Source organism: Nocardioides marmoribigeumensis (genome assembly GCF_031458325.1).
Lineage (GTDB): Bacteria > Actinomycetota > Actinomycetes > Propionibacteriales > Nocardioidaceae > Marmoricola_A > Marmoricola_A marmoribigeumensis.
In genome coordinates this window covers 925,445-944,231 of the sequence record NZ_JAVDYG010000001.1, presented here as the reverse complement: position 1 = coordinate 944,231, position 18,787 = coordinate 925,445, and the positions used below count along the sequence as shown (strand labels likewise).

The window sequence follows — 18,787 nt, the reverse complement described above, 5'->3', positions numbered from 1 at the left end:
TGGAGACTGGAGACGTGAGCGGCGTGGCTGCGGCCGCTGTCGTCGTGGTGGTCCTGGCGATCGTCTTCGACGTCACCAACGGCTTCCACGACTCGTCGAACTCGGTCGCCGCCCCGGTGGCGACGGGTGCGATGACACCGGCGGCTGCGGTCGCGGTGGCGGCGGTGTTCACGGCCCTCGGCCCGCTGCTCGCCGGCACGGCTGTGGCCGACACGGTCGGTGGCCTCGTCGAGGTCGGCGCGACCGAGACCCTCGACATCCTGCTCGCCGCCCTGGTCGCGAGCGTCGTGTGGAACCTCCTGACCTGGTGGCGCGGGCTGCCGTCCTCGTCCTCGCACGCGCTGGTCGGTGGGCTCGTCGGTGCGGCCCTCACGGCCGGCGGACTCGGTGCGGTGCGGTGGGGCGGCTTCACCGGCTGGCGGCCGGACGGGATCGTGGGGGTGCTCGCCGCCCTTGCCCTGTCACCGCTGCTCGGCGGCCTCGTCGGGTGGGCCGCGTCGCGCCTCGCGGCCAGGAGCCTGCGGCGCGCCCGCCGCGGGGTCACGCGGTGGCTGTGCCGCGGAGAGTGGGCGACGGCGGCCGCGCTGTCGTTCAGCCACGGCACCAACGACGCCCAGAAGACGATGGGCCTCATCACTCTGGCGCTGGTGTCGTCGGGGTCGCTGTCGGCCTTCGTCGTGCCGCTGTGGGTCAAGCTGGTCTGCGCCGGTGCCCTCACGATCGGCACCGCGTCCGGTGGCTGGCGGATCGTCCGCACGCTGGGGCGCGGCATCTACCGCATCCGGCCGCTCGACGGGCTGACCAGCCAGGGCACCAGCTCGCTCGTGATCGGGGCCGCCGCGGTGGTCGGGGCGCCGGTGAGCACGACCCACGTGGTCGCCTCGTCGGTCGCCGGCGTCGGGGCCGGCCGGCGCTGGCGTCACGTGCGCTGGCCCGTCGTACGCGAGATCGCCCTGGCGTGGCTGGTGACCCTGCCGTGCTGTGCAGCGCTCGGCGCGACGGTCGCGCTGGCGGAGAGGATGGTGCTGTGAAGCGACACTGGTTCCTGCCCGAGAACCCCGACGTGCTCGCCACGCTGGGCGCGATGGCGGACGCCGCCGCAGACGGTACGACGGCCTTCGCCGCCTGGGCGTCCGGCGACGGGTCCCAGGACGGCCGGGTCCGCGAGTGCGGGCAACGGGTCGCCGAGCTGCGCCGGACCCTCGGCCTCCAGCTGCGCGAGGCGTTCAGCACGCCGGTCGACCAGGAGGACCTCTACACGCTGGGGGAGCGGCTCGTGGCCGTCGTGGCCGCTGAGAAGAACGTCGTGCGCGAGGCCGAGATCTGGGGGCTGGCCCCCGACGAGCCGCTCGCCGCGATGGCGCAGGAGGCACTGGACGCGGTGGTGCGGCTCCGGGTGGCGGTGGGCGAGCTCGGCCGGTCGGCCGAGAGGGCCACGGCGCAGGCCGATGCCGCGGTCGAGTGCGAGGGACGCATGGAACAGACCTACCGCGTCGCGATGCGCGCGCTGCTCGACGTCGCCGACGTGCGCGAGATGACCGCACGCGCCGAGCTCTACCGCCGCACCCTCGAGGTGGGGGAGCGGATCAGTCGGGTCGCGGACCGGGTCTGGTACGCCGTGGTCAAGGAGGCCTGAGAGCCCTATGTCAAGCGGCCTGGTGTTGGAGGTCGTTGAGGCGGCCGTGTAGGTCGGGGTTGTAGGGCTGGTGGTCGGTCCAGCAGCGCCAGAGGATCCGCGTCCAGCCCTGGGCCAGGATCCGTGCTGCGTGGGGGTGGCGTGCGCCGCGTTGGCGGGCGCGGTCGTAGGTGTCGCGGGCCCATGCGTTGGCGCGTGGGGTGTCCTGGGCCCAGTCGACGAGGGCGTCGCGGAGGTGTTTGTTGCAGCCGCGTCGGTAGCCCACGTTGCGGAAAGTCCCGGACTGCCGGGTGGAGGGTGCGACGCCGGCGGCGGCGGCCAGAGCGCCCGCGTCGGGGAAGCGAGCCCGGCAGTCGCCGATCTCGGCGAGCAGGGTGGCGGCGCGGACGGTGCCGGAGCGGGGCAGGGACTGGAAGATCGGTCCGTCGGGGTGGGCGAGCAGTGCTTCTTTGATCCGGGTCTCGAGCGCGGTCTGCTGGCGGCGCAGGGTGGTGAGCAGCTCGACCAGGGTCAGGACGATGAGCTCGCTCGCCTCAGCGGCTGCTCCATCGACGCGTCCGGTCGCGGCCTCATGGAGATGTGCCACGAGCTCGGCGGGTGTCTGGCGTCCGCAGTAGGCGTTGGCCTTGAGCCAGTGCGCCAGCCGGCTCTGCGAGAGCCAGGCGGCTTTGGCCTCGGAGGGGAAGCGGCGCAGGAACGCCAGGCTGATGGCGATGTCGAGGCCGCTGAACAGGCCGATCGCGCCGGGGAAGTTGTGCTGCAGCACGGCGAGCAGCTGGTTGTGGACCGCGATCCGGTGCCCGACCAGGTCTTGGCGGGCGCGGACCAGCATCCGAAGCGCCACCGTCTCGGGGGTATCGGGACGCACGATCGCCCAGCGTCCGGCGTCGGTGCGCAGCGCGTCGGCCAGGACGAAGGCGTCGAAGCGGTCGTCCTTGTTGCCCGCCGAGCCATAGCGGACCCGCAGGGACTTGACCTGGCGTGCGGAGATCACGACGACCTCGAACCCCTCGCGCAGGAGGTGCTCGACGACCGGTCCGTCGCCACGTTCGATTCCGACCTGCGTGATCTCGTGGCGGCGCAGCAGCGCGGTGATCTTGGCCAGGCCGGAACGCGAGTGCGGGAGCGTGGCTTCCTCGAGCCGGTGACCCTGCGCGTCGATCACGCAGACCGCGTGGTGCTGCCAGGACCAGTCGATCCCGGCAAAGGTGATTCGTGCGGGCGTAGCCTCCATGTGAGTGCTCTCCTTCCGTCTAGCCCACGGATTCAGCACTCCGGTCCGGGACGTGACGGTCGGTCGCTCACTGAGGCGCTCCAGGCCGGCAAGCCTTGGCGCAAAGCCCTATGGCCGATCTGCACGTCCCGGGCCACCGAGCCCCGCAACTCTCAGGCAGGTCGTCCCAGACGGGCGACTCGGTCAGCCTGGCAGTGACTCGGCAGACCCGGGGTGCAGACAGAAGGCCTACTCCTGTCGTGGACCAAGGTCCACCAGTGAGGTCAGGGCGCCCAGAAGCCGCTGATCGTCGTGGAGACGTCGAAGTCCGCGGCGCCCACCTGCGTGGAGGACACGTAGAGGCAGGACGTCGACCCCGCGGTCGCGGTGCGGAAGAAGACCAGCGGCGTCGGGTAGGCCGTGCTCGTGGTCGCCTTGACGACCGCCAGCGGGACGTCGAGCTCGAGGTCGGCCGGTGCCAGGGCGTCCGGCTTGCCGGGGCAGGCGAACCCGGTCACGTCGACGACGTACGACGTGTAGTGCGCGACCTGGAAGCTGTTGACGTCGAGGTGGTTGGTGATCGCCGTGACGGCCAGCCGGGACGCGCCCTTGCGGCTCGCGAGGAGCACGCCCGTGGGGCCGGTGGCCCTGATCTGGGCGGTGACGGCGAACGGCTTGGCCGGGACGGCCGGTCCGGTGGTGCCGTCCACCGTGAGCGCTCCGGTGCCGTCGCCCACCCGGAGCCGGCCGGCGTCCACGCGGGCCCTGCTGCCGTTGCTGGGGTCCGAGATCGTCATGAGGGTCGCGGCGGCGATCGCTCCCGCCGGCGCCAGCGCGACGGCCGCACAGACCGCCACGACCATGACGACGACCTGGCGAGGGGTGAAGGTCTTCATGGGCCCTCCTTCGTGGCGCGGTGGCGTCACCCTAGGTTCGGCACACCTGGCTCACCAGGGTCGAGCGTCCCGGCCCCCGCCGCGCCCTGTGGTCCCGACACGACTCGGTGTCCGTCCTGGGGGCCGACGCAACGCCCACGGCCGGGCCGGGATCGGCGCCCTGCTCGACCGTCGTCGAGTGGAAGGTCGTCCACCGGCACGGGAGCGCGCCGCCGGCGTGACCGAGCAGGGCTCAGGGGACCGGCGTCCGCGACATCCGGTAGGAGAAGCGACGCACCCGCGGCAGCCACAGCTGGACGGTGGCGAGGTCGGCGGTCTCGGCGAGCGGCTTGAGCGGCGCCAGACGCGTGAGGGCTCCTCGGTGGTCGCCGGAGCGGAGGATCTCCCAGAACGAGCCGGAGTCGGCGCCGGCCAGCGTGGTGAACACCTCTGACGCCTCGTCGGGGCAGCCGACGAGCAGACCCAGCAGGAGGACGACGACCTTGGAGTCCGGGGAGTCCTCGGCCGTGAGGGCGTCGCCGTTGTCCGCCGAGACCCGCAGCATGCGGTAGATGTTGAGCAGCCGCTTGCCGGCCCGCGGGCTCGGGACGACGTCACCGAGCGAGGCGAGCAGGTCCAGCTCGGGCTGGGTGAGGGTCAGCGCGCGACCGGGAGGTGGGGCGACCGGCTCGGACGCCGGACCCGCGGACCCTCCGGTGTCGATCGCCGCGCCGTAGGTGGTGCCCTGCATCCCGGCGGTCCCCTCGCCGCGCTGAGCGGGCATGCTCTGCGCGACCGGCGGCCGGGAGAGCTCCGACATCATCGAGGAGAAGCCGTCCTTGGTCATTGGGCGGAGCAGGAACGGGACCTGGATGATCTTCTCCAGGTAGTCCGCGGGCTTCTCCAGCAGCGTCTCGTAGTGCGAGGCGAGCGAGGCCTCGAGCCAGCGGCTGTCCACGCCGAGCACCACGACGAACAGGCGGAAGGCCAGCAGGAGGTGCACGGCCTGGAGCACCTTGACGACCTGGTCGGGGGAGCAGCGGTCGAGGTCGTCGATGTAGAGCACGATCCGCTCGATGTCGTTCTCCGCGTTGGCCAGCGTCCGGGCGGCCTCCCGCAAAGGAGCGGGCGCCGCGTCGTCCGGCCCGTCGGGCCGAGCACCGACGAGCAGGGTCAGCTGCTCGAAGTCCTTGCGCAGGCGGGACATGATGCCGAGCCCGCTGCGGTACTCGACCGCGGCCGACTGCACGAGCGTCTGCAGCTGGGCGCCTCGGTCGCGGAGCAGGTCGAGCTGCTCCTGCTGCCGTTCCACGGCGTGGACGGCCTGCTCCTCGCGGACCCGTGCCCGGGTCAGGGCGAGCTGCACGTCGTGCAGCTCGGCCTCGCGTGCCTTGCGTGCCCTGCTGATGCCGTTGAGCGCGCGAGTGAGGAACGTGAGCGCCGGAGCGAGCGCGGTGAGCAGAGGGACGACGACCCGGAGCAGGGCTGCGAACCAGCCGGAGGAGGCGACCTGGGTGGCGACGACGCCGAGCACCACCGCGAGGGCGAGGAACCCGATGGTCCAGCCTCGGGACGCGCGCAGCTCGGCCCAGCCGGCGCGGGCTGCGACCTTCAGCTGAGCCCAGAAGCCGGTCAGCACGGCGACCTGGTCGGCGGCGACGAGGGTCGGCCGGGACCCCGAGTCGGCTCCCGGCGTGGTCGGCGCGTCGGGGTCGGGCGCGCGGGTCAGCTCCTGGACCAGGGCGGGGAGGGTGGTGAGGACCTTCTGCGCCGAGCGGTTGGCGTCCTCCTGGTGCGACCGCACCTCCCGCTCGGCCGACAGCCGTTCCCGCCGCGCCTGCTCGGCCTCCTTGGCTGCCTCGCCGAGCGCCGTGCGGGCCTCGTCGAGCCGCGTCCCGTCGGCGCCCGTCACCGCCAGCCCGTCGAATATCGTCGAGGCGATGCTCGACCAGAGGTCCGCGTCGACGTAGTGCCAGGCGTTGAACCGGATCTGGCGGAGCTCGCTCAGGAACGGGCTCTGCTCGTCAGTCCGGGCCGTCTGCGACAGCTCGTCCAGCCGCTCCTCGAGCTGTGCCATGAAGAAGCTCTTGCCGCTGCCCCAGTCGCCGAAGAGCCCGATCGCCAGGGGGAGGCTGGTGTTCCTCGCGAGGATCACCGAGGCGAGCATCTCGACGTCGGCCGCGGTGTCGAGGCGGTCGGCCGCGCGGACGCGTCCGCCGCCGGGCAGCGGCACGGTGTCGGCGACGCTCGAGGCGAACATGCGGTCCGTCGTGGCACCCGTCGTCCCCGACGCCTCGTCGACCGACCCGGCGTCCTCACTGCCCAGCACGGCCTTGATCCGATCGACGACGTCCGGCTCGCGAGCGACGAGCATGAGCTGGGCGTCGCACGGCTCGGCGAGGAAGCCACGCACGAGAGCCGGGACGGAGCGCTCCAGCGGGAGCCGACCCGCGCCCGTGCCGAGACTGGGGGAGGCGATCACCCGCACCGCGGGGTTGTCGCGCGAGAGGTCCGCCAGGGCGCGGCCGATGCTCTCCACGATCCGTTCGTCGGCGTCCTCGCCGGCGTCCTCGCCGGGGCCGCGGGTCGCGGCGAAGGCGAGCAGGACGGCCCGGGCGGTCGTGACCGGCACGGTCCGCAGGCCGCCGAGCTCGATCTCCTCGACCCGTTCCAGCCCGGCCAGACGGCCCACCAGCTCCGACCAGGACGGGCCGAACGTGCCCGACGAGGTCGCGGGGACGACGAGCACGTCGGCGTCCGCCTGCACGAGATCGGTCTGCTCGACGACGATCCGGTCGACACTGACGGCGTCCATCTCGGCCTCCCCGGGGTCCGGTCCCTCCAGAGTGCCCGTGCTCGGGCCTGCGTCGATAGCCCGGACGGGTCAGATCGACCAGATCGAGGCCGCGCCGGTCGGCGTGAGTCCGCCCACGTCGTACCCGTGAGATTCGGGCCAGAGGGACGCGCGGCCCTACCCTTGACCCATGCCGAGTGACGAGTCATCTGACACACCCACCACCTTCGACGACCTCGGCATCGACAAGCGCGTGCTCAAGGCGCTCAAGGACGTCGGTTACGAGTCGCCGTCCCCGATCCAGGCCGCCACGATCCCGGCCCTCCTCGACGGCCGTCACGTCGTCGGGCTCGCCCAGACCGGCACCGGCAAGACGGCCGCGTTCGCCATCCCGATCCTCAGCCAGATCGACCTCAAGCAGAAGACGCCGCAGGCACTCGTGCTCGCCCCCACCCGTGAGCTCGCGCTCCAGGTCGCCGAGGCGTTCGAGCGCTACGCCGCGCACCTCCCGGGCCTCCACGTCCTCCCGGTGTACGGCGGCCAGGGCTACGGCCAGCAGCTCTCGGCCCTGCGCCGCGGCGTGCACGTGATCGTCGGGACGCCCGGCCGGATCATGGACCACCTGGAGAAGGGCACCCTCGACCTCTCGGAGCTGCGGTTCCTGGTGCTCGACGAGGCCGACGAGATGCTCAAGATGGGCTTCGCCGAGGACGTCGAGACGATCCTGGCCGACACCCCGGCCGACAAGCACGTGGCGCTGTTCAGCGCGACCATGCCCGCGCAGATCAAGCGGATCGCGAAGAAGTACCTCACCGACGCCGCCGAGATCACGGTCAAGTCCAAGACCACGACGTCGGCCAACACCACCCAGCGCTACCTGCTGGTCAGCTACCCGCAGAAGGTCGACGCGCTCACGCGCATCCTCGAGGTCGAGAACTTCGAGGGCATGATCGTCTTCGCCCGCACGAAGAACGAGACCGAGACGCTGGCCGAGAAGCTGCGCGCGCGTGGCTACTCCGCGATCGCGATCAACGGCGACATCGCCCAGAACGTCCGCGAGCGCACGGTCAACCAGCTCCGCGACGGCAAGCTCGACATCCTCGTCGCCACCGACGTCGCGGCCCGCGGGCTCGACGTCGAGCGCATCAGCCACGTCGTCAACTACGACATCCCCACCGACGCCGAGTCCTACGTCCACCGCATCGGTCGCACCGGCCGTGCGGGCCGCACCGGTGACGCGATCTCGTTCGTCACGCCCCGCGAGCGCTACCTGCTCAAGATCATCGAGAAGGCCACGCGCCAGCCGCTGACCCAGATGCAGCTGCCGTCCGCGGAGGACGTCAACACCACGCGCCTGGCCCGGTTCGACGACGCGATCACCGAGGCCCTCCAGCAGACCGACCGCATCGAGGGCTTCCGCGACATCATCAAGCACTACGTCAACGAGTACGACGTGCCCGAGGTCGACGTGGCGGCCGCGCTCGCGGTCGTCGCCCAGGGCGACACCCCTCTGCTGCTGAACTCCGACGCGCCCGTCGCCGAGCCGCCGAAGCAGGTGTTCCAGAAGGGCGCGAGGTCCGACCGCGGCGACCGGCCCTCGCGGCCCACGAGCGACCGCGAGTTCCGTCAGTCGCGACCGTCGCGAGGGTCCAGCGTGCCGCTGGCGTCCTACCGCATCGCCGTCGGCAAGCGGCACCGCGTCGAGCCCCGCCAGATCGTCGGCGCCCTGGCCAACGAGGGCGGCCTGGAGCGCGCGGACTTCGGCAAGATCGACATCCGCGGCGACCACTCGTACGTCGAGCTGCCGGCCTCGCTGACCTCCGAGCAGCACGCCGCCCTCGAGCGCACCCGCATCTCGGGCAAGCTCATCGAGCTGCGCCGCGAGGACGCCGCTCCGCGCGCCGACCGGTCCGGGCCGCCGCGCCGCGATTTCGACAAGCGTGACAAGAAACCGCGTCACAAGCGCCCCCGCGACTGACCGGGGCACCACGGCCCTTGACGGGGTCATCCCACGAGAGCACCGTGGAGGGCGCAGACGCCTTGCCTCATGCGGACGTCGGGGCCTGAGGAGGCGCCGTGCGGAGGACTCGGACCGCCCCGAGAGTCGGGGGAGGACCTCTCGGCGCACTGGTCTGCGCGCTGCTCCTCCTCGCCGGGTGCGGCGGTAGCGGCAGCACGGGGGACACCACCCAGGACACCGCCGGCGACACGGTCGTCGAGGACACGAGCACGCCCGAGGCCGAGGACACCGCGGCCACCGAGCAGGCCGACGACTCCGGCAACCAGGACGTCGCCGTCGAGCTGCCCGGCCTCCCCATCGGCGGCAGCTCGATCGTCGTGTCGGACACGCTGCAGTGCGCGGACGTCGGCTGGACCAACCCGCCCGACCTCCCCGACTGGATCGCGGTGACGGTGACCGGTGTCGAGCTCAGCCCCGAGGGCGAGTTCGCGCTGTCGGACGAGACCTGCGAGGGCGACACCCCACCCTGCCTGGAGGGCGAGGTCCGGATCACCACGACCCAGCGGTGCTACGTCGCGGTGACCTGGACCGGCTCGACCCAGGACCCGGGCCTGCTGTCGTTCACCTCGGGGGAGATCTCCTGCCCGGCCGACCGGGTCGACGAGTGCGAGTCGTTCAAGGCCGAGGTCGAGGCGGCCGGACCGCAGTCCATCGAGCTCCAGCCGGCGCCCTCCGCGGACGACGGGGGCTGAGGGTGGCGGACGAGGAGTCACGGGCAGCCCTGCTCGACAGGTGGTGGGCGGTCGGCAGCAAGTTCGTCGCCCCGGCCACGCTGCTGAGCTCACTGCTGTTCTACTTCGGCTACGTCTCGACCCGCGCGCAGTACCGCTACTTCGGCCTGGACGTCGACACCGTCGGCCTCAGCACGCGTGACTACGTGATGCGCAGCCCGCAGGCCCTGCTCGTGCCCCTGCTCGCGATCTCGCTCGGTGGCGCCGGCCTGCTGCTCCTCCACCTGGCGATCAGGCGCCGACCCCTGTCGGTGGGCGCGGTCCGGGTGGCCTTCGCCGCCGGGATCCTCGGCGTGGCCGCCGGGGTCGTGCTCGTCGGGGGGTACGCCGCGTTCGGCGACTGGCCGGCGTACCCCTTGGTCACGCCGCTGCTCCTCGCCGCCGGCAGCGCCGCCGTGCTCTACACGATGCGCATGCCCGGGTCGCCGGACTTCCTGCGCTCGCCGGACCCTGACGAGGTCAACCTGCGCCGGGGCGTGCTGGCGTTCACGGTGGTGGCCATCGTGGGCTGCGTGTTCTGGGCGACCGCCACCGTCGCGCAGTGGACCGGCCTGGGCAACGGCATGCGGACCGCACGCCACCTCGACCAGCTGGCGCCGGTCATCCTCGACACCCAGGAGCCGCTGTTCCTGACCGACGGGATCGTAACCGTGACGTCGCTCCCGGCCGCCGAGGGCGACGAGTTCCGCTTCCGCTACCGCGGGTTCCGGGTGCTGGTGCAGGGCGACGGCACGATGTTCCTCGTGCCGGAGCGGTGGTCGCCGAGCGACTCGACCCTGATGGTGCGCCTCGACAGCTCGGTGCGCGTGCAGTTCCGCTTCATGAGCCGCGCCCCCTGACCCGACGAGCACGCTCTCAGGGCCGGAAGGTGGCGCGGTAGTCCGTCGGCGTCCGACCGGTCAGGTCGCGGAACGCGGCGTTGAAGGCCGACAGCGAGGTGTAGCCCACCCGGTGCGCGATCGTGGTGACCGAGTCCTCGCCGGCGGCCAGCTCCTCGACCGCCCGCAGCACGCGCATCCGGCGCAGCGTCGCGCGCCACGTCATCTGGCACTCCTCCTCGAACCGTCGCGCCAGCGACCGGGGGGCGAGCCCGACGTGGTGGGCGACCTCCTCGAAGGCGAGGTCCTCGCCGAGGCGCTCAGCGGTCAGGGCGAGGGCTCCACGCAGCTCCGGTGACCGTCCGGCAGGGACGGCGACGGGACTGGGCCGCTCGGCCAGCCGCCACGTCACCGCCGCCAGCGCGCCGAAGATGCTGCGGGCGTACGGCGGGAGGAGGCCCTCGGCCTCGGGCCACTCGGCACACTCGGTGACCAGGCCCCGGGCCAGGGGCGTGAGGTCGAAGACCGTGAGGGGTGCCGGCGGGTCCGGGGTGAACCCGGGGACGAACAGGACCGACGACGTCGTCACCGGCTGAGGGATCGACACCTGGATGGGCTCGCCGGCCGCGATCAGTGCCGCGCGTGCCGGTGGGAGCACCCAGGAGGTGCCGTGCGCCTCGAGCCGGAGCGCTCCGCGGGAGGCGCACAGCAGGTAGTGCCGGCCCACGCAGAGCTCCGACGGCGGGGCCGGCTCGAAGTCCCGCGCGAACGCGAACGCCTCACGCCTCACGGCTCGCCCCGCACCCCGTCACCCTAGTCCGCGACGCGTGGTCACACCGTCTCGATCAGGTCCGCGCTGAAGCGGCGGCTGAGCGGCGGCTCGGTGACCAGCGGCCGCAGGACCGCGCCGGAGCGGGCGAAGGCGTCGGACGCCAGGTAGGCCGCGAACGACGGCTCGTCGGCCCACTCGTGCAGGACCGTCACGGCCCCGGCGTCGTCGCGGGCGGCGTACACCCGGAAGTCGAGGTTGCCCGGCATGGCGCGGATCTCTGCCCGCTCGCGGTCGAGCTGGGCGAGGGCGGCGGGGCGGTCGGTCGGGTCGGTGCGGAGGTCGAGGACGGCGATGAGCACGGTGTTTCCTGTCTGGAGGTCGGATCGATGCGTCGATCGTGCCGCCGCACCCCGTCGTCCGGCTCGCGCCGATCGGACGAGTGCACGCTCGTGGCGGACAGCCGGGGGACCGCATCGGTCCCACCTTGATTGCGCTCCCCAGGGGTCTATCCGGAGGCTGAGAATCTGCTTAGTCTCACCTGAGATTTCTCAGTTCCGGGAGGGCTCATGAAGCACCGGTCGTGGATCGCCCTGATCGCAGTCCTACTCATGCTCGCCGCGGTGGGCTGCACCAGCGGGGGAGGCGACCGCAGCAGCAGCGCCCACCCCGGGGTCGGTCACCGTGACGGTGACTTCGCCGCCGAGAGCGAGGACGAGGAGGAGTCGGAGGAGCGGCCCAACGGCTACGCCGAGCCACGCAAGGAGGCCCGGTTCGAGACGGCCGTCGGGGAGGCCGACCGCAAGGGCCCGAGTAACCCCGCCGCCGAGCAGGTCGACAACCGCGCCTACCCCCGCAGCTACGTCGACGACAAGCGCTCCCGTGGTGCCCGCGCGAAGTACCAGCGGACCGCGCACAAGGCCGACCGCTCGGACTACGGCTCCCAGAAGACCTTCGCCGCCTCGCTCTCGGCGACGCCCGGCGCCTGGCAGGCGCTCGGCCCGGTGACGCCCGACGTGGCCTCCCAGGCCTCTCAGTTCTACGACTACCGCACGCAGAGCGGGCCCTCCACGCAGGAGTCCGGTCGCGTGACCGCGCTGGCGATCGACCCCAGCTGCGGCAAGTCTTCCGCGCCCAGCGGTGCACCGTGCCGGCTCTGGGTCGCGGCCGCCGGCGGCGGCATCTGGCGCACCGACGACGCGCTCGCCGCCCACCCCGCGTGGATCGCCCCGCCCGGCGACCTGCCCACCAACGCCTTCGGCTCGCTGGTCGTGGACCCCAACGACGCCAGCGGCAACACCCTCTACGCCGGGTCCGGCGAGCCCAACGGCTCCGGTGACTCCGAGGCCGGCCTGGGCCTGTTCAAGTCCACCGACGGCGGCCGGTCCTGGTCGCTGGTGCCCGGCTCCGCCTCGGTGGCGACCAACCGCTCGATCGGCTCGATCGCGATCCGCCAGGGCCGGCCGGACACCATCGTGATCGGCACCGCGGTGGCGCGGCACGGGTCGTCCTCGGTCAACGGCGGCCGTCGTACGCCGCCCAACGCGCCGGCGCTCGGGGTCTACCGCTCCACCGACGGCGGCGCCAGCTTCACCCTCTCCACCGACCTGCAGTCCAAGACGCCGGCCAACGGGACCCCGCCCGGTGCCGGCACCGGCTCCGACTGGTTCCAGGGCGGCGTGACCAAGCTCCAGTTCGACCCGGTCACCCCCGGCACGCTGTACGCCGGCGTGCTGGGCTACGGCGTGTGGCGCTCGGCCGACGGCGGCGCGACCTGGACCCAGGTGTTCCAGACCATGAACCCCGACGACCTGTTCGGCGACCGCACCGAGTTCTCGGCCGTGCCCCTGGGCGGCGGCAGGACGCGGATCTACCTCGGCGACTCCTCCGACGACCTCGGGGTCGCGAAGGTCTACCGCACCGACGACGCGGCCGCGATCGCCGGCGCGCCCGACGGTGGCTACGACAACGCCGGCTGGACCGAGCTGAGCAGCTCCCAGAACGGCACCAACGGCTTCCTGGCCTACAACTACTGCCAGAACGGTCAGTGCGGCTACGACGACTTCGTGGTCTCCCCGGCCGAGCAGCCCGGCGTCGCCGGGGGCACGGGCGACCTGTGGCTCGGCGGCTCCATGAACTACGACGAGCTGCCCGGCTACGCCGGTGCCCCGCCGCGCTCCAACGGCCGCGGCGTCATCCGCTCCACCAACGCCGGCGCCCCCGCGGCCGACGTGACCTGGGCCGACATGAGCGCCACGATCGGCTCCGCGCCGTCGTACCCCTTCACCAAGGGCATCCACCCCGACCAGCACGCGGTCGTCTTCGCCTCCGCCGACCCCCGCATCGCGTTCGTCGGCTCCGACGGAGGCGTCGTGCGCATCGACCTGCGGACCACGACTGACAAGTCCGCGGCCTGTGACACCCGCAAGAACGCCGCGACCGACGAGCCGCTCGGGCCAGAGGACCTGGCCGACTGCAAGCGGCTGCTCAAGGCGATCCCCGGGGCGATCGAGCCGCTCAACGACGGCCTCAACACGATCCAGTTCCAGTCGCTGTCCTACAACCCGTCCAACCCGACCGGCAGCCTGCTCGGTGGCACGCAGGACAACGGCACCTGGTCGTTCACCGGTTCGCCGACCTGGTTCGAGACCATCGGCGGCGACGGCGGCCAGTCCGGCTTCGACATCGCGCGCACGCAGACCCGCTACCACAACTACTACGACGCGACGCCCGAGGTGAACTTCAAGGGCGACGACCCCACCACGTGGCTGGCGATCTACGACCCGCTGCAGAGCTCGAAGGAGAACCGCTCGTTCTACGTGCCGTTCAAGGCCGATCCGCAGGTCGGAGGCCGTGCCTTCATCGGCCTGGAGCACGTCTGGCGCACCGACGACAACGGTGGCCCGCGGGCCTACCTCGAGGAGCACTGCAACGCGCTCACCCGCGACGCCGGCCCGTGCGGCGACTGGGTGCCGATGGGCAACGACCTCACCTCCGGCTCGGTCAACGACCGCGGCGGCCAGTTCGTCGTGGCGACCGAGCGCGCCGAGTCCGACAAGAACACGATGTGGGCCGCGACCCGCACCGGACGGTTGTGGATCTCCAAGGACGCCGGCTCGGCCAACCCGCGCACCGTCCACTTCACGCGTCTGGACACCGCGTCGACGCCCGGCCGGTTCATCTCCGGCATCGCGATCGACGGTCGGGATCCCAACCACGCCTGGGTGTCCTACTCCGGCTACGGCGCCTACACGCCCGGCACGCCGCAGCACGTGATCGAGGTCCGTTACGACGCGCGCAACCCGCAGCGGACGACCTACACCGACCGGTCCTACGACCTCGGCGACCAGCCGGTCACGGGCATTGCCCGCAACGACAGCAACGGGGACCTGTACGCCGCGACCGACTTCGGCGTGCTGCGGCTCCCCGCCGGCGGCACGAGCTGGCTGCGCGCCGGCACCGGCTTCCCCAACGCCGCGGTCTACGGGCTCACCCTGGCCCAGGACGCGCACGTGCTGTACGCCGCGAGCCACGGTCGCGGGGCCTGGTCGCTCACGCTGCCCTAGCGGCCGGACCCGGTCCGGGCACGTGGTCCGGGTCGTCCGGCGGCGAGCCTGCCGCCGGGGCCCGGGCCATCGCCGTACGGTCGGGCGGTGAGGCGACGATGAGCAAGCTGGACGGTCTGCGCGCGATGCGCGAGGCGAAGTACGAGGCGTCCCGGGCGGGGGCCCGCGCGAAGGCGCCTGCGAGCCCGGCCGCGCCGGCACCCGCGAGGACCCGACCGGCCGAGCCGGCGGCACCTGCCGGGGCAGCACCTGCCGCGGCACCGGAGCTGTGCGGGCACCGGTCGATGAACGGTCGGACCTGCACCCGCGAGCACGGCCACGAGGCGAAGAGCCACCGCTACTCCTGAGCGGCTCGGGCCGGCGGGAGGCTGAAGGCGAATCCCACGCCCGAGCGTCGGGTCGAGGGGATTCGCCTTCGATCGGTGCAGCCAGCAGTCCCCCCGGAGGGGACCCGCCTGGTCAGAGGAACAGCGTCGGGTCGAACTCGTCGATCGGGATGATGCGGACGCGGGGGAGGGTCTCCTTGAACGCGCGGACGTCGTACTCCAGGTCGTAGGTCTCGAGGCCGTCCTCGACCAGCTCGACGAAGCCGCTGTTGCGGAACTCGACGAACCCGATGACGCCGACCCGGCGGCCGTCGAGCAGGTCGCGGGTCTGCTCGACGAAGTCGCCGTCGTTGCTGACCAGGAAGACGTCGGCATCGCGGTGGCGCAGCTCGGCGAGCGTGCGCTGGATCGCGATGTCGACGACCTTCTCGCCCGGTGCGCCGGAGAGCGGGATCGGCTTGTAGCCGATGGCGATCAAGGCCTGGACGAACGACATCGGCAGCTCGTTGTTGGCCGCCAGGAAGAACAGTCCCGTGGTCGGCTGGCCCCAGCGCTCACGCGCGAACTGCAGCAGCCGCTCCCACCGGGGTCGCTCCTCCGGCTTGGGGCGACGGCCGAGGATCGAGGCACCGAGGGTGGCGTCGATGTTCTCGCCGTCGACGAGCAGGTACGTCGTGCGGGAGTCCATGGACCTCACCTTAGGGCGCGACGGGCCGCCTGTGCTGACATGCGACGACCCCGCCACCCGGGTGGGTGGCGGGGCCGCCGTTGCTTGGTGGTTCGGTCGATCAGACTCCGCGACCGCCGCGCACGCGTCCCAGGATGAACAGGACGAGAGCAACGATGAGCAGGATGATCAGAATGGTCCACAACATGGCACGGGCCTCCCTGTAGTCGTTCACGGTGGCCCGACCGGGACACCGAGGCGGTGCCTACGGCAGACGACCGCTCAGCCTTGATGGCACCACAGTCATGCCCGGTTATTTGTTCTCCAAACCACAAAGTCGTTGGTCTCAGCAAAGGTTCAGTCCGGTGCTCGCCGATGAGTCCGACGGCGCGGACGGGTCCGACTTCTTGTCGATCTGAGGAGGAGCCCATGGGCAAGGTGATCGCATCCATCTCGACGTCGGTGGACGGCTACGTCACGGGTCCGGACGACCGCGCGGGACAAGGACTCGGGCGAGGCGGCGAACGCCTCCACTACTGGGTGATGGGCGGGCCGTGGACCTACGCCGGCGGTCACGCCATCGCGATGCACGGCGCGGACAAGCAGTTCTACGACGAGCTCGTCTCGGGCATCGGCGGTGGCGTCGTGGGTCGCGGGATGTACGACGCCGCGGGCGCCTGGGGCGGCACCAACCCGTTCCCCGGCGGTCCCCTCGTCGTCCTGACCCACCGCACCGAGGACCAGCCGCCGGAGGACCGGGGGTTCCGCTTCGTCGACGACCTCGACTCGGCGATCGACCAGGCCGCGGAGATCGCGGGCGACGCGGCTGTGTCGATCGGTGGCGGCGCCGACGTCATCCGCCAGGCCCTGGCCGCAGGTCGCGTCGACGAGCTCGTCCTCTCCGTCGCCCCCGTGGTGCTCGGCAGCGGCAAGCGGCTCTTCGAGGGCTTCGAGCACGACCTCGACCTCGAGGTGGTGAAGGTGGTCAGCTCGCGGTGGGCCACGCACGTGCGCTACTCCGTGCCCCGCTGAACGCGGGCGCATCACCTGGACCGGGTCCGCTGGTCGGCGTGCCTAGGCTGGCTCGGTGGCCGGCCTCCAGCTCTACGGACCCGACGGCGAGCGGGTGCGCCGCAGGGTGGTCGTCGTCGCGTGCCTCGTCCTCGTGGCCGGCGCGCTCGCTGCCCTCGGGGCCCGGGCGGGCGCGGGCCCCTGTCGCACCGACCTCGACCTGGTCGTCGGCGGCGAGTCCACGTCGGTCGCCCGCGACGCCGCGGCGGAGGGCAACAGCGACCGCTTCTTCTTCTACGTCGTCGCGGCCGACTTCGAGCTCGCCGAGGGCGGCTCGGTCCTGGCCAACGCCGCAGGTCTCGGCCAGCACCTCGTCGGGCTCGAGCTGCGCGGCCGGGTGGGGCACCCGGTCGCCCCGGGCGACCGCTTCACGACCGATGGGAGCGGTGCCAGCTTCAGCCTGCTGACGCAGGTCGACGAGCGGTTCAGCTCGTTCAGCCCGATCGACGCCGCGTCACGGGTCGAGGTGCTCGCGGTCAGCAGACGGTCGCTCTGCCTCAGGGTGAGGTTCGCCGACCAGCGCATGGAGGTCGAGGGGACGATCAGGGCCCCGATCCGCGACCAGGCGGTCCGGGGCGTCCGGACGGGCGCGGCGGTCAGCACGACGATGCGGGGCTGACCTGACCGGTCACAGGACGAGCTCGCCGATCGTGCGGTTGAGGTGGCCGGTGTCGACGTCGCCCTTGACCCCTCCGAGGTGAGGCAGACGGCGCTTGTCGTCAGCACCACCGCGTCCCGCTTGCCTGCGAACGCCAGGTGGACCTCTTCGCCCTCCACCAGCACCCACGGGAGGTCGGGGCGCAGCGTCCCGTGCTGCCTCAGCCGTAGTAGACCGCGTTGGCGAGGTCGACCATCGCGCGGCGGACGCCGTTGCGCGAGTCGGTGATCCCGTAGCCGTTGCGGGCGAAGGCGGTCAGCTCCTGGTCGACGGAGTACGACGGCCGGGCCGCCTTGAGGACCGCGAACGCCCCCGTCACCTGGGGAGCGGCCATGGAGGTGCCGTAGTAGCTGCAGTCGACCCCGTCGCGCGTCCCGTCCTTGTCCAGCGTGGTGGGCACGGCCGAGCAGATGTCGGTGCCGGGGGCCCACAGGTCGACCAGGGAGCTGCTGTTGGAGCCGCCGGTCGTGCCGCCCAGGACGGCGGGGACGCCACTCGCGCTGGTCAGGGTCGCGTTGCCGACGACCACGGCCCTGCTCATGCATGCGGGGTAGCCGATGCCCACGCTGCTGTTGCTGTTGCCGGCGGAGATCACCGTCGCCGTGCCGCGGCTGCGCAGGGCGCTGATCCAGCCGGCCAGGTCCTGGTTGCGGCTGTCGCAGGTGGTCGAGTAGATGTCGCGGGACCCGAGGCTGATGTTGACCGCGGCGGGAGCGGGGCTGACCTTGGTGTAGGCGAACCACAGGGCATTGACCAGGTCGACGTCCTTGTAGGTGGGCTTGCCCGCGCTGCTGCGGACGCTGGCGTTGACCGCGACGATGCCGGCCGACCGCGCGGCGCCGTACTTGCCGGCAGCGGTGTGCGCCACGTGGGTGCCGTGGGCGCAGGCCTAGGAGTAGGTGCAGTTCTTCCCCGCCGCGAGGCCGTAGCGGTAGGTGTAGCCGTTGCCGCAGCCGTCCTGGGAGAAGCAGGCCCCGTCGACGACGTGCCCCTTCAGCCAGGGGTGGGTGTAGTCGACCCCGCTGTCGATGACCACGATCTTCTGGCCGTAGCCGTTGTAGCCGTTGGCGTAGCTCCAGTCGAGACCCATCCGCTTCTGGTGCCACCACCGCGGCAGCTGCACCCCGTTGGTGATCCCGAAGGTGGAGGTCCCGGCCTGGGTGAAGGTCCTGGTGCGGGAGACCGAGAGGACCGCGGGCTCCCTGCGCAGGGCCGCCACGTCGCGGGCGTCGACGACCGCCGACATCACCGGGGCGCCGGGCACGCTGTGCGTGGACCCGGGCCCGCCGAGTGCCTCCAGGACGGCCGCCCGGCCGGCCCGCGCCTGGGAGGTCAGGTGACGACGGACATCGGCGTCCGGCGCCTGGGTCGGCGCGTCGGCGAGCGTGATCGTCACCTCGACCCGCCCCGTGACCCGCGCGAGGCGCGTCACGTCGTCGAACGCGGCGGCCCGGCCCCCCTCCGGCCGGGCCGCCGCGTGCTTGTCACCGGTCGTGGCGCCGGCGTGCGTGCGCTGCGGGACCGGGTCCACCGCCGTGCCGGCCTGGGACACCCCCGTGCCTCCCAGGACGGCAGCAGCGACGAGAGCAGCGACGAGGGTCGTGCGGGTGCGGGTCATGGTCGTCTCCTCCGAGGGCCCGGCG

Annotated in this window: 16 protein-coding genes and 1 pseudogene; 9 read left to right on the top strand and 8 right to left on the bottom strand. The window is 72.3% G+C overall.

The genetic code is table 11. From position 1 onward, the window contains the following. Positions 1-14 precede the first annotated feature (14 nt). Together J2S63_RS04555 and J2S63_RS04550 are read left to right on the top strand one after the other, a co-directional pair. Positions 15-1,031, top strand: coding sequence for an inorganic phosphate transporter (locus J2S63_RS04555; RefSeq protein ID WP_310299197.1), 1,017 nt, complete (start codon positions 15-17; stop codon positions 1,029-1,031). Then, positions 1,028-1,636: a hypothetical protein gene (locus J2S63_RS04550; protein WP_310299195.1), complete on the top strand. Its 609-nt coding sequence runs from the start codon at positions 1,028-1,030 to the stop codon at positions 1,634-1,636. The genes J2S63_RS04555 and J2S63_RS04550 overlap by 4 nt, the downstream gene beginning before the upstream one ends. A gap of 10 nt (positions 1,637-1,646) precedes the next feature. Here the strand turns inward: J2S63_RS04550 and J2S63_RS04545 are convergent, their stop codons facing one another. The 3 genes from J2S63_RS04545 to J2S63_RS04535 form a co-directional block, all read right to left on the bottom strand. Further along, positions 1,647-2,870, bottom strand: a complete 1,224-nt coding sequence (locus tag J2S63_RS04545) for an IS110 family RNA-guided transposase (protein WP_310299192.1) — start codon at positions 2,868-2,870, stop codon at positions 1,647-1,649. A 263-nt stretch (positions 2,871-3,133) separates the two neighbouring features. Continuing rightward, positions 3,134-3,745, bottom strand: coding sequence for a hypothetical protein (locus tag J2S63_RS04540; RefSeq protein ID WP_310299189.1), 612 nt, complete (start codon positions 3,743-3,745; stop codon positions 3,134-3,136). Positions 3,746-3,977: 232 nt separating this feature from the next. Further along, positions 3,978-6,539 carry a P-loop NTPase fold protein gene (locus tag J2S63_RS04535; protein WP_310299187.1) on the bottom strand — a complete coding sequence of 854 codons (2,562 nt, stop codon included), beginning with the start codon at positions 6,537-6,539 and terminating at the stop codon, positions 3,978-3,980. A gap of 169 nt (positions 6,540-6,708) precedes the next feature. On the opposite strand from J2S63_RS04535, the gene J2S63_RS04530 reads away from it, so the two are divergent. The 3 genes from J2S63_RS04530 (at position 6,709) to J2S63_RS04520 (ending at position 10,108) form a co-directional block, all read left to right on the top strand. After that, positions 6,709-8,496: a DEAD/DEAH box helicase gene (locus tag J2S63_RS04530; RefSeq protein ID WP_310299184.1), complete on the top strand. Its 1,788-nt coding sequence runs from the start codon at positions 6,709-6,711 to the stop codon at positions 8,494-8,496. Between the two features lie 98 nt (positions 8,497-8,594). After that, positions 8,595-9,230 carry a hypothetical protein gene (locus J2S63_RS04525; RefSeq protein ID WP_310299181.1) on the top strand — a complete coding sequence of 212 codons (636 nt, stop codon included), beginning with the start codon at positions 8,595-8,597 and terminating at the stop codon, positions 9,228-9,230. Between the two features lie 2 nt (positions 9,231-9,232). Next, positions 9,233-10,108 carry a hypothetical protein gene (locus tag J2S63_RS04520; protein WP_310299178.1) on the top strand — a complete coding sequence of 292 codons (876 nt, stop codon included), beginning with the start codon at positions 9,233-9,235 and terminating at the stop codon, positions 10,106-10,108. 16 nt (positions 10,109-10,124) lie between these two features. On the opposite strand, the gene J2S63_RS04515 is transcribed toward J2S63_RS04520, so the two are convergent. Then, a complete protein-coding gene (locus tag J2S63_RS04515; protein WP_310299175.1) occupies positions 10,125-10,877 on the bottom strand; it encodes a helix-turn-helix transcriptional regulator in 753 nt (250 codons plus the stop codon). A gap of 41 nt (positions 10,878-10,918) precedes the next feature. Next, positions 10,919-11,218 carry a putative quinol monooxygenase gene (locus tag J2S63_RS04510; RefSeq protein ID WP_310299171.1) on the bottom strand — a complete coding sequence of 100 codons (300 nt, stop codon included), beginning with the start codon at positions 11,216-11,218 and terminating at the stop codon, positions 10,919-10,921. A gap of 207 nt (positions 11,219-11,425) precedes the next feature. Here J2S63_RS04510 and J2S63_RS04505 point away from each other — a divergent pair, with 207 nt between their 5' ends. After that, complete coding sequence (locus J2S63_RS04505; RefSeq protein ID WP_310299168.1) at positions 11,426-14,422, top strand: WD40/YVTN/BNR-like repeat-containing protein; 2,997 nt, start codon at positions 11,426-11,428, stop codon at positions 14,420-14,422. Positions 14,423-14,520: 98 nt separating this feature from the next. After that, positions 14,521-14,769 (top strand): hypothetical protein, encoded by a 249-nt coding sequence (locus tag J2S63_RS04500; protein WP_310299165.1) that lies wholly within the window; start codon positions 14,521-14,523, stop codon positions 14,767-14,769. 112 nt (positions 14,770-14,881) lie between these two features. On the opposite strand, the gene J2S63_RS04495 is transcribed toward J2S63_RS04500, so the two are convergent. Then, positions 14,882-15,436 (bottom strand): NYN domain-containing protein, encoded by a 555-nt coding sequence (locus J2S63_RS04495; protein ID WP_310299162.1) that lies wholly within the window; start codon positions 15,434-15,436, stop codon positions 14,882-14,884. Positions 15,437-15,844: 408 nt separating this feature from the next. Between J2S63_RS04495 and J2S63_RS04490 the strand changes: the two genes are divergently transcribed. Both J2S63_RS04490 and J2S63_RS04485 read left to right on the top strand, forming a co-directional pair. Further along, the gene (locus tag J2S63_RS04490) at positions 15,845-16,447 is read left to right on the top strand and encodes a dihydrofolate reductase family protein (protein ID WP_310299159.1); all 603 of its coding nucleotides are present in this window, start codon (positions 15,845-15,847) and stop codon (positions 16,445-16,447) included. 55 nt (positions 16,448-16,502) lie between these two features. After that, positions 16,503-17,105 (top strand): hypothetical protein, encoded by a 603-nt coding sequence (locus tag J2S63_RS04485; RefSeq protein WP_310299156.1) that lies wholly within the window; start codon positions 16,503-16,505, stop codon positions 17,103-17,105. A 199-nt stretch (positions 17,106-17,304) separates the two neighbouring features. On the opposite strand, the pseudogene J2S63_RS04480 reads toward J2S63_RS04485, so the two are convergent. After that, a pseudogene (locus J2S63_RS04480) lies at positions 17,305-18,015 on the bottom strand (S8 family serine peptidase); the annotation flags it as partial. Positions 18,016-18,033: 18 nt separating this feature from the next. Continuing rightward, positions 18,034-18,762 carry a hypothetical protein gene (locus J2S63_RS04475; RefSeq protein ID WP_310299153.1) on the bottom strand — a complete coding sequence of 243 codons (729 nt, stop codon included), beginning with the start codon at positions 18,760-18,762 and terminating at the stop codon, positions 18,034-18,036. Positions 18,763-18,787: the final 25 nt, after the last annotated feature.

What these genes read in the sequence shown, in the direction of transcription:
- J2S63_RS04540 (WP_310299189.1), bottom strand. Translation starts at nt 3,745, where the DNA reads ATGAAGACCTTCACCCCTCGCCAGGTCGTCGTCATGGTCGTGGCGGTC.
- J2S63_RS04530 (WP_310299184.1), top strand. Translation starts at nt 6,709, where the DNA reads ATGCCGAGTGACGAGTCATCTGACACACCCACCACCTTCGACGACCTC.
- J2S63_RS04505 (WP_310299168.1), top strand. Translation starts at nt 11,426, where the DNA reads ATGAAGCACCGGTCGTGGATCGCCCTGATCGCAGTCCTACTCATGCTC.
- J2S63_RS04490 (WP_310299159.1), top strand. Translation starts at nt 15,845, where the DNA reads ATGGGCAAGGTGATCGCATCCATCTCGACGTCGGTGGACGGCTACGTC.
- J2S63_RS04475 (WP_310299153.1), bottom strand. Translation starts at nt 18,762, where the DNA reads ATGACCCGCACCCGCACGACCCTCGTCGCTGCTCTCGTCGCTGCTGCC.
- J2S63_RS04495 (WP_310299162.1), bottom strand. Translation starts at nt 15,436, where the DNA reads ATGGACTCCCGCACGACGTACCTGCTCGTCGACGGCGAGAACATCGAC.
- J2S63_RS04545 (WP_310299192.1), bottom strand. Translation starts at nt 2,870, where the DNA reads ATGGAGGCTACGCCCGCACGAATCACCTTTGCCGGGATCGACTGGTCC.
- J2S63_RS04500 (WP_310299165.1), top strand. Translation starts at nt 14,521, where the DNA reads ATGAGCAAGCTGGACGGTCTGCGCGCGATGCGCGAGGCGAAGTACGAG.
- J2S63_RS04535 (WP_310299187.1), bottom strand. Translation starts at nt 6,539, where the DNA reads ATGGACGCCGTCAGTGTCGACCGGATCGTCGTCGAGCAGACCGATCTC.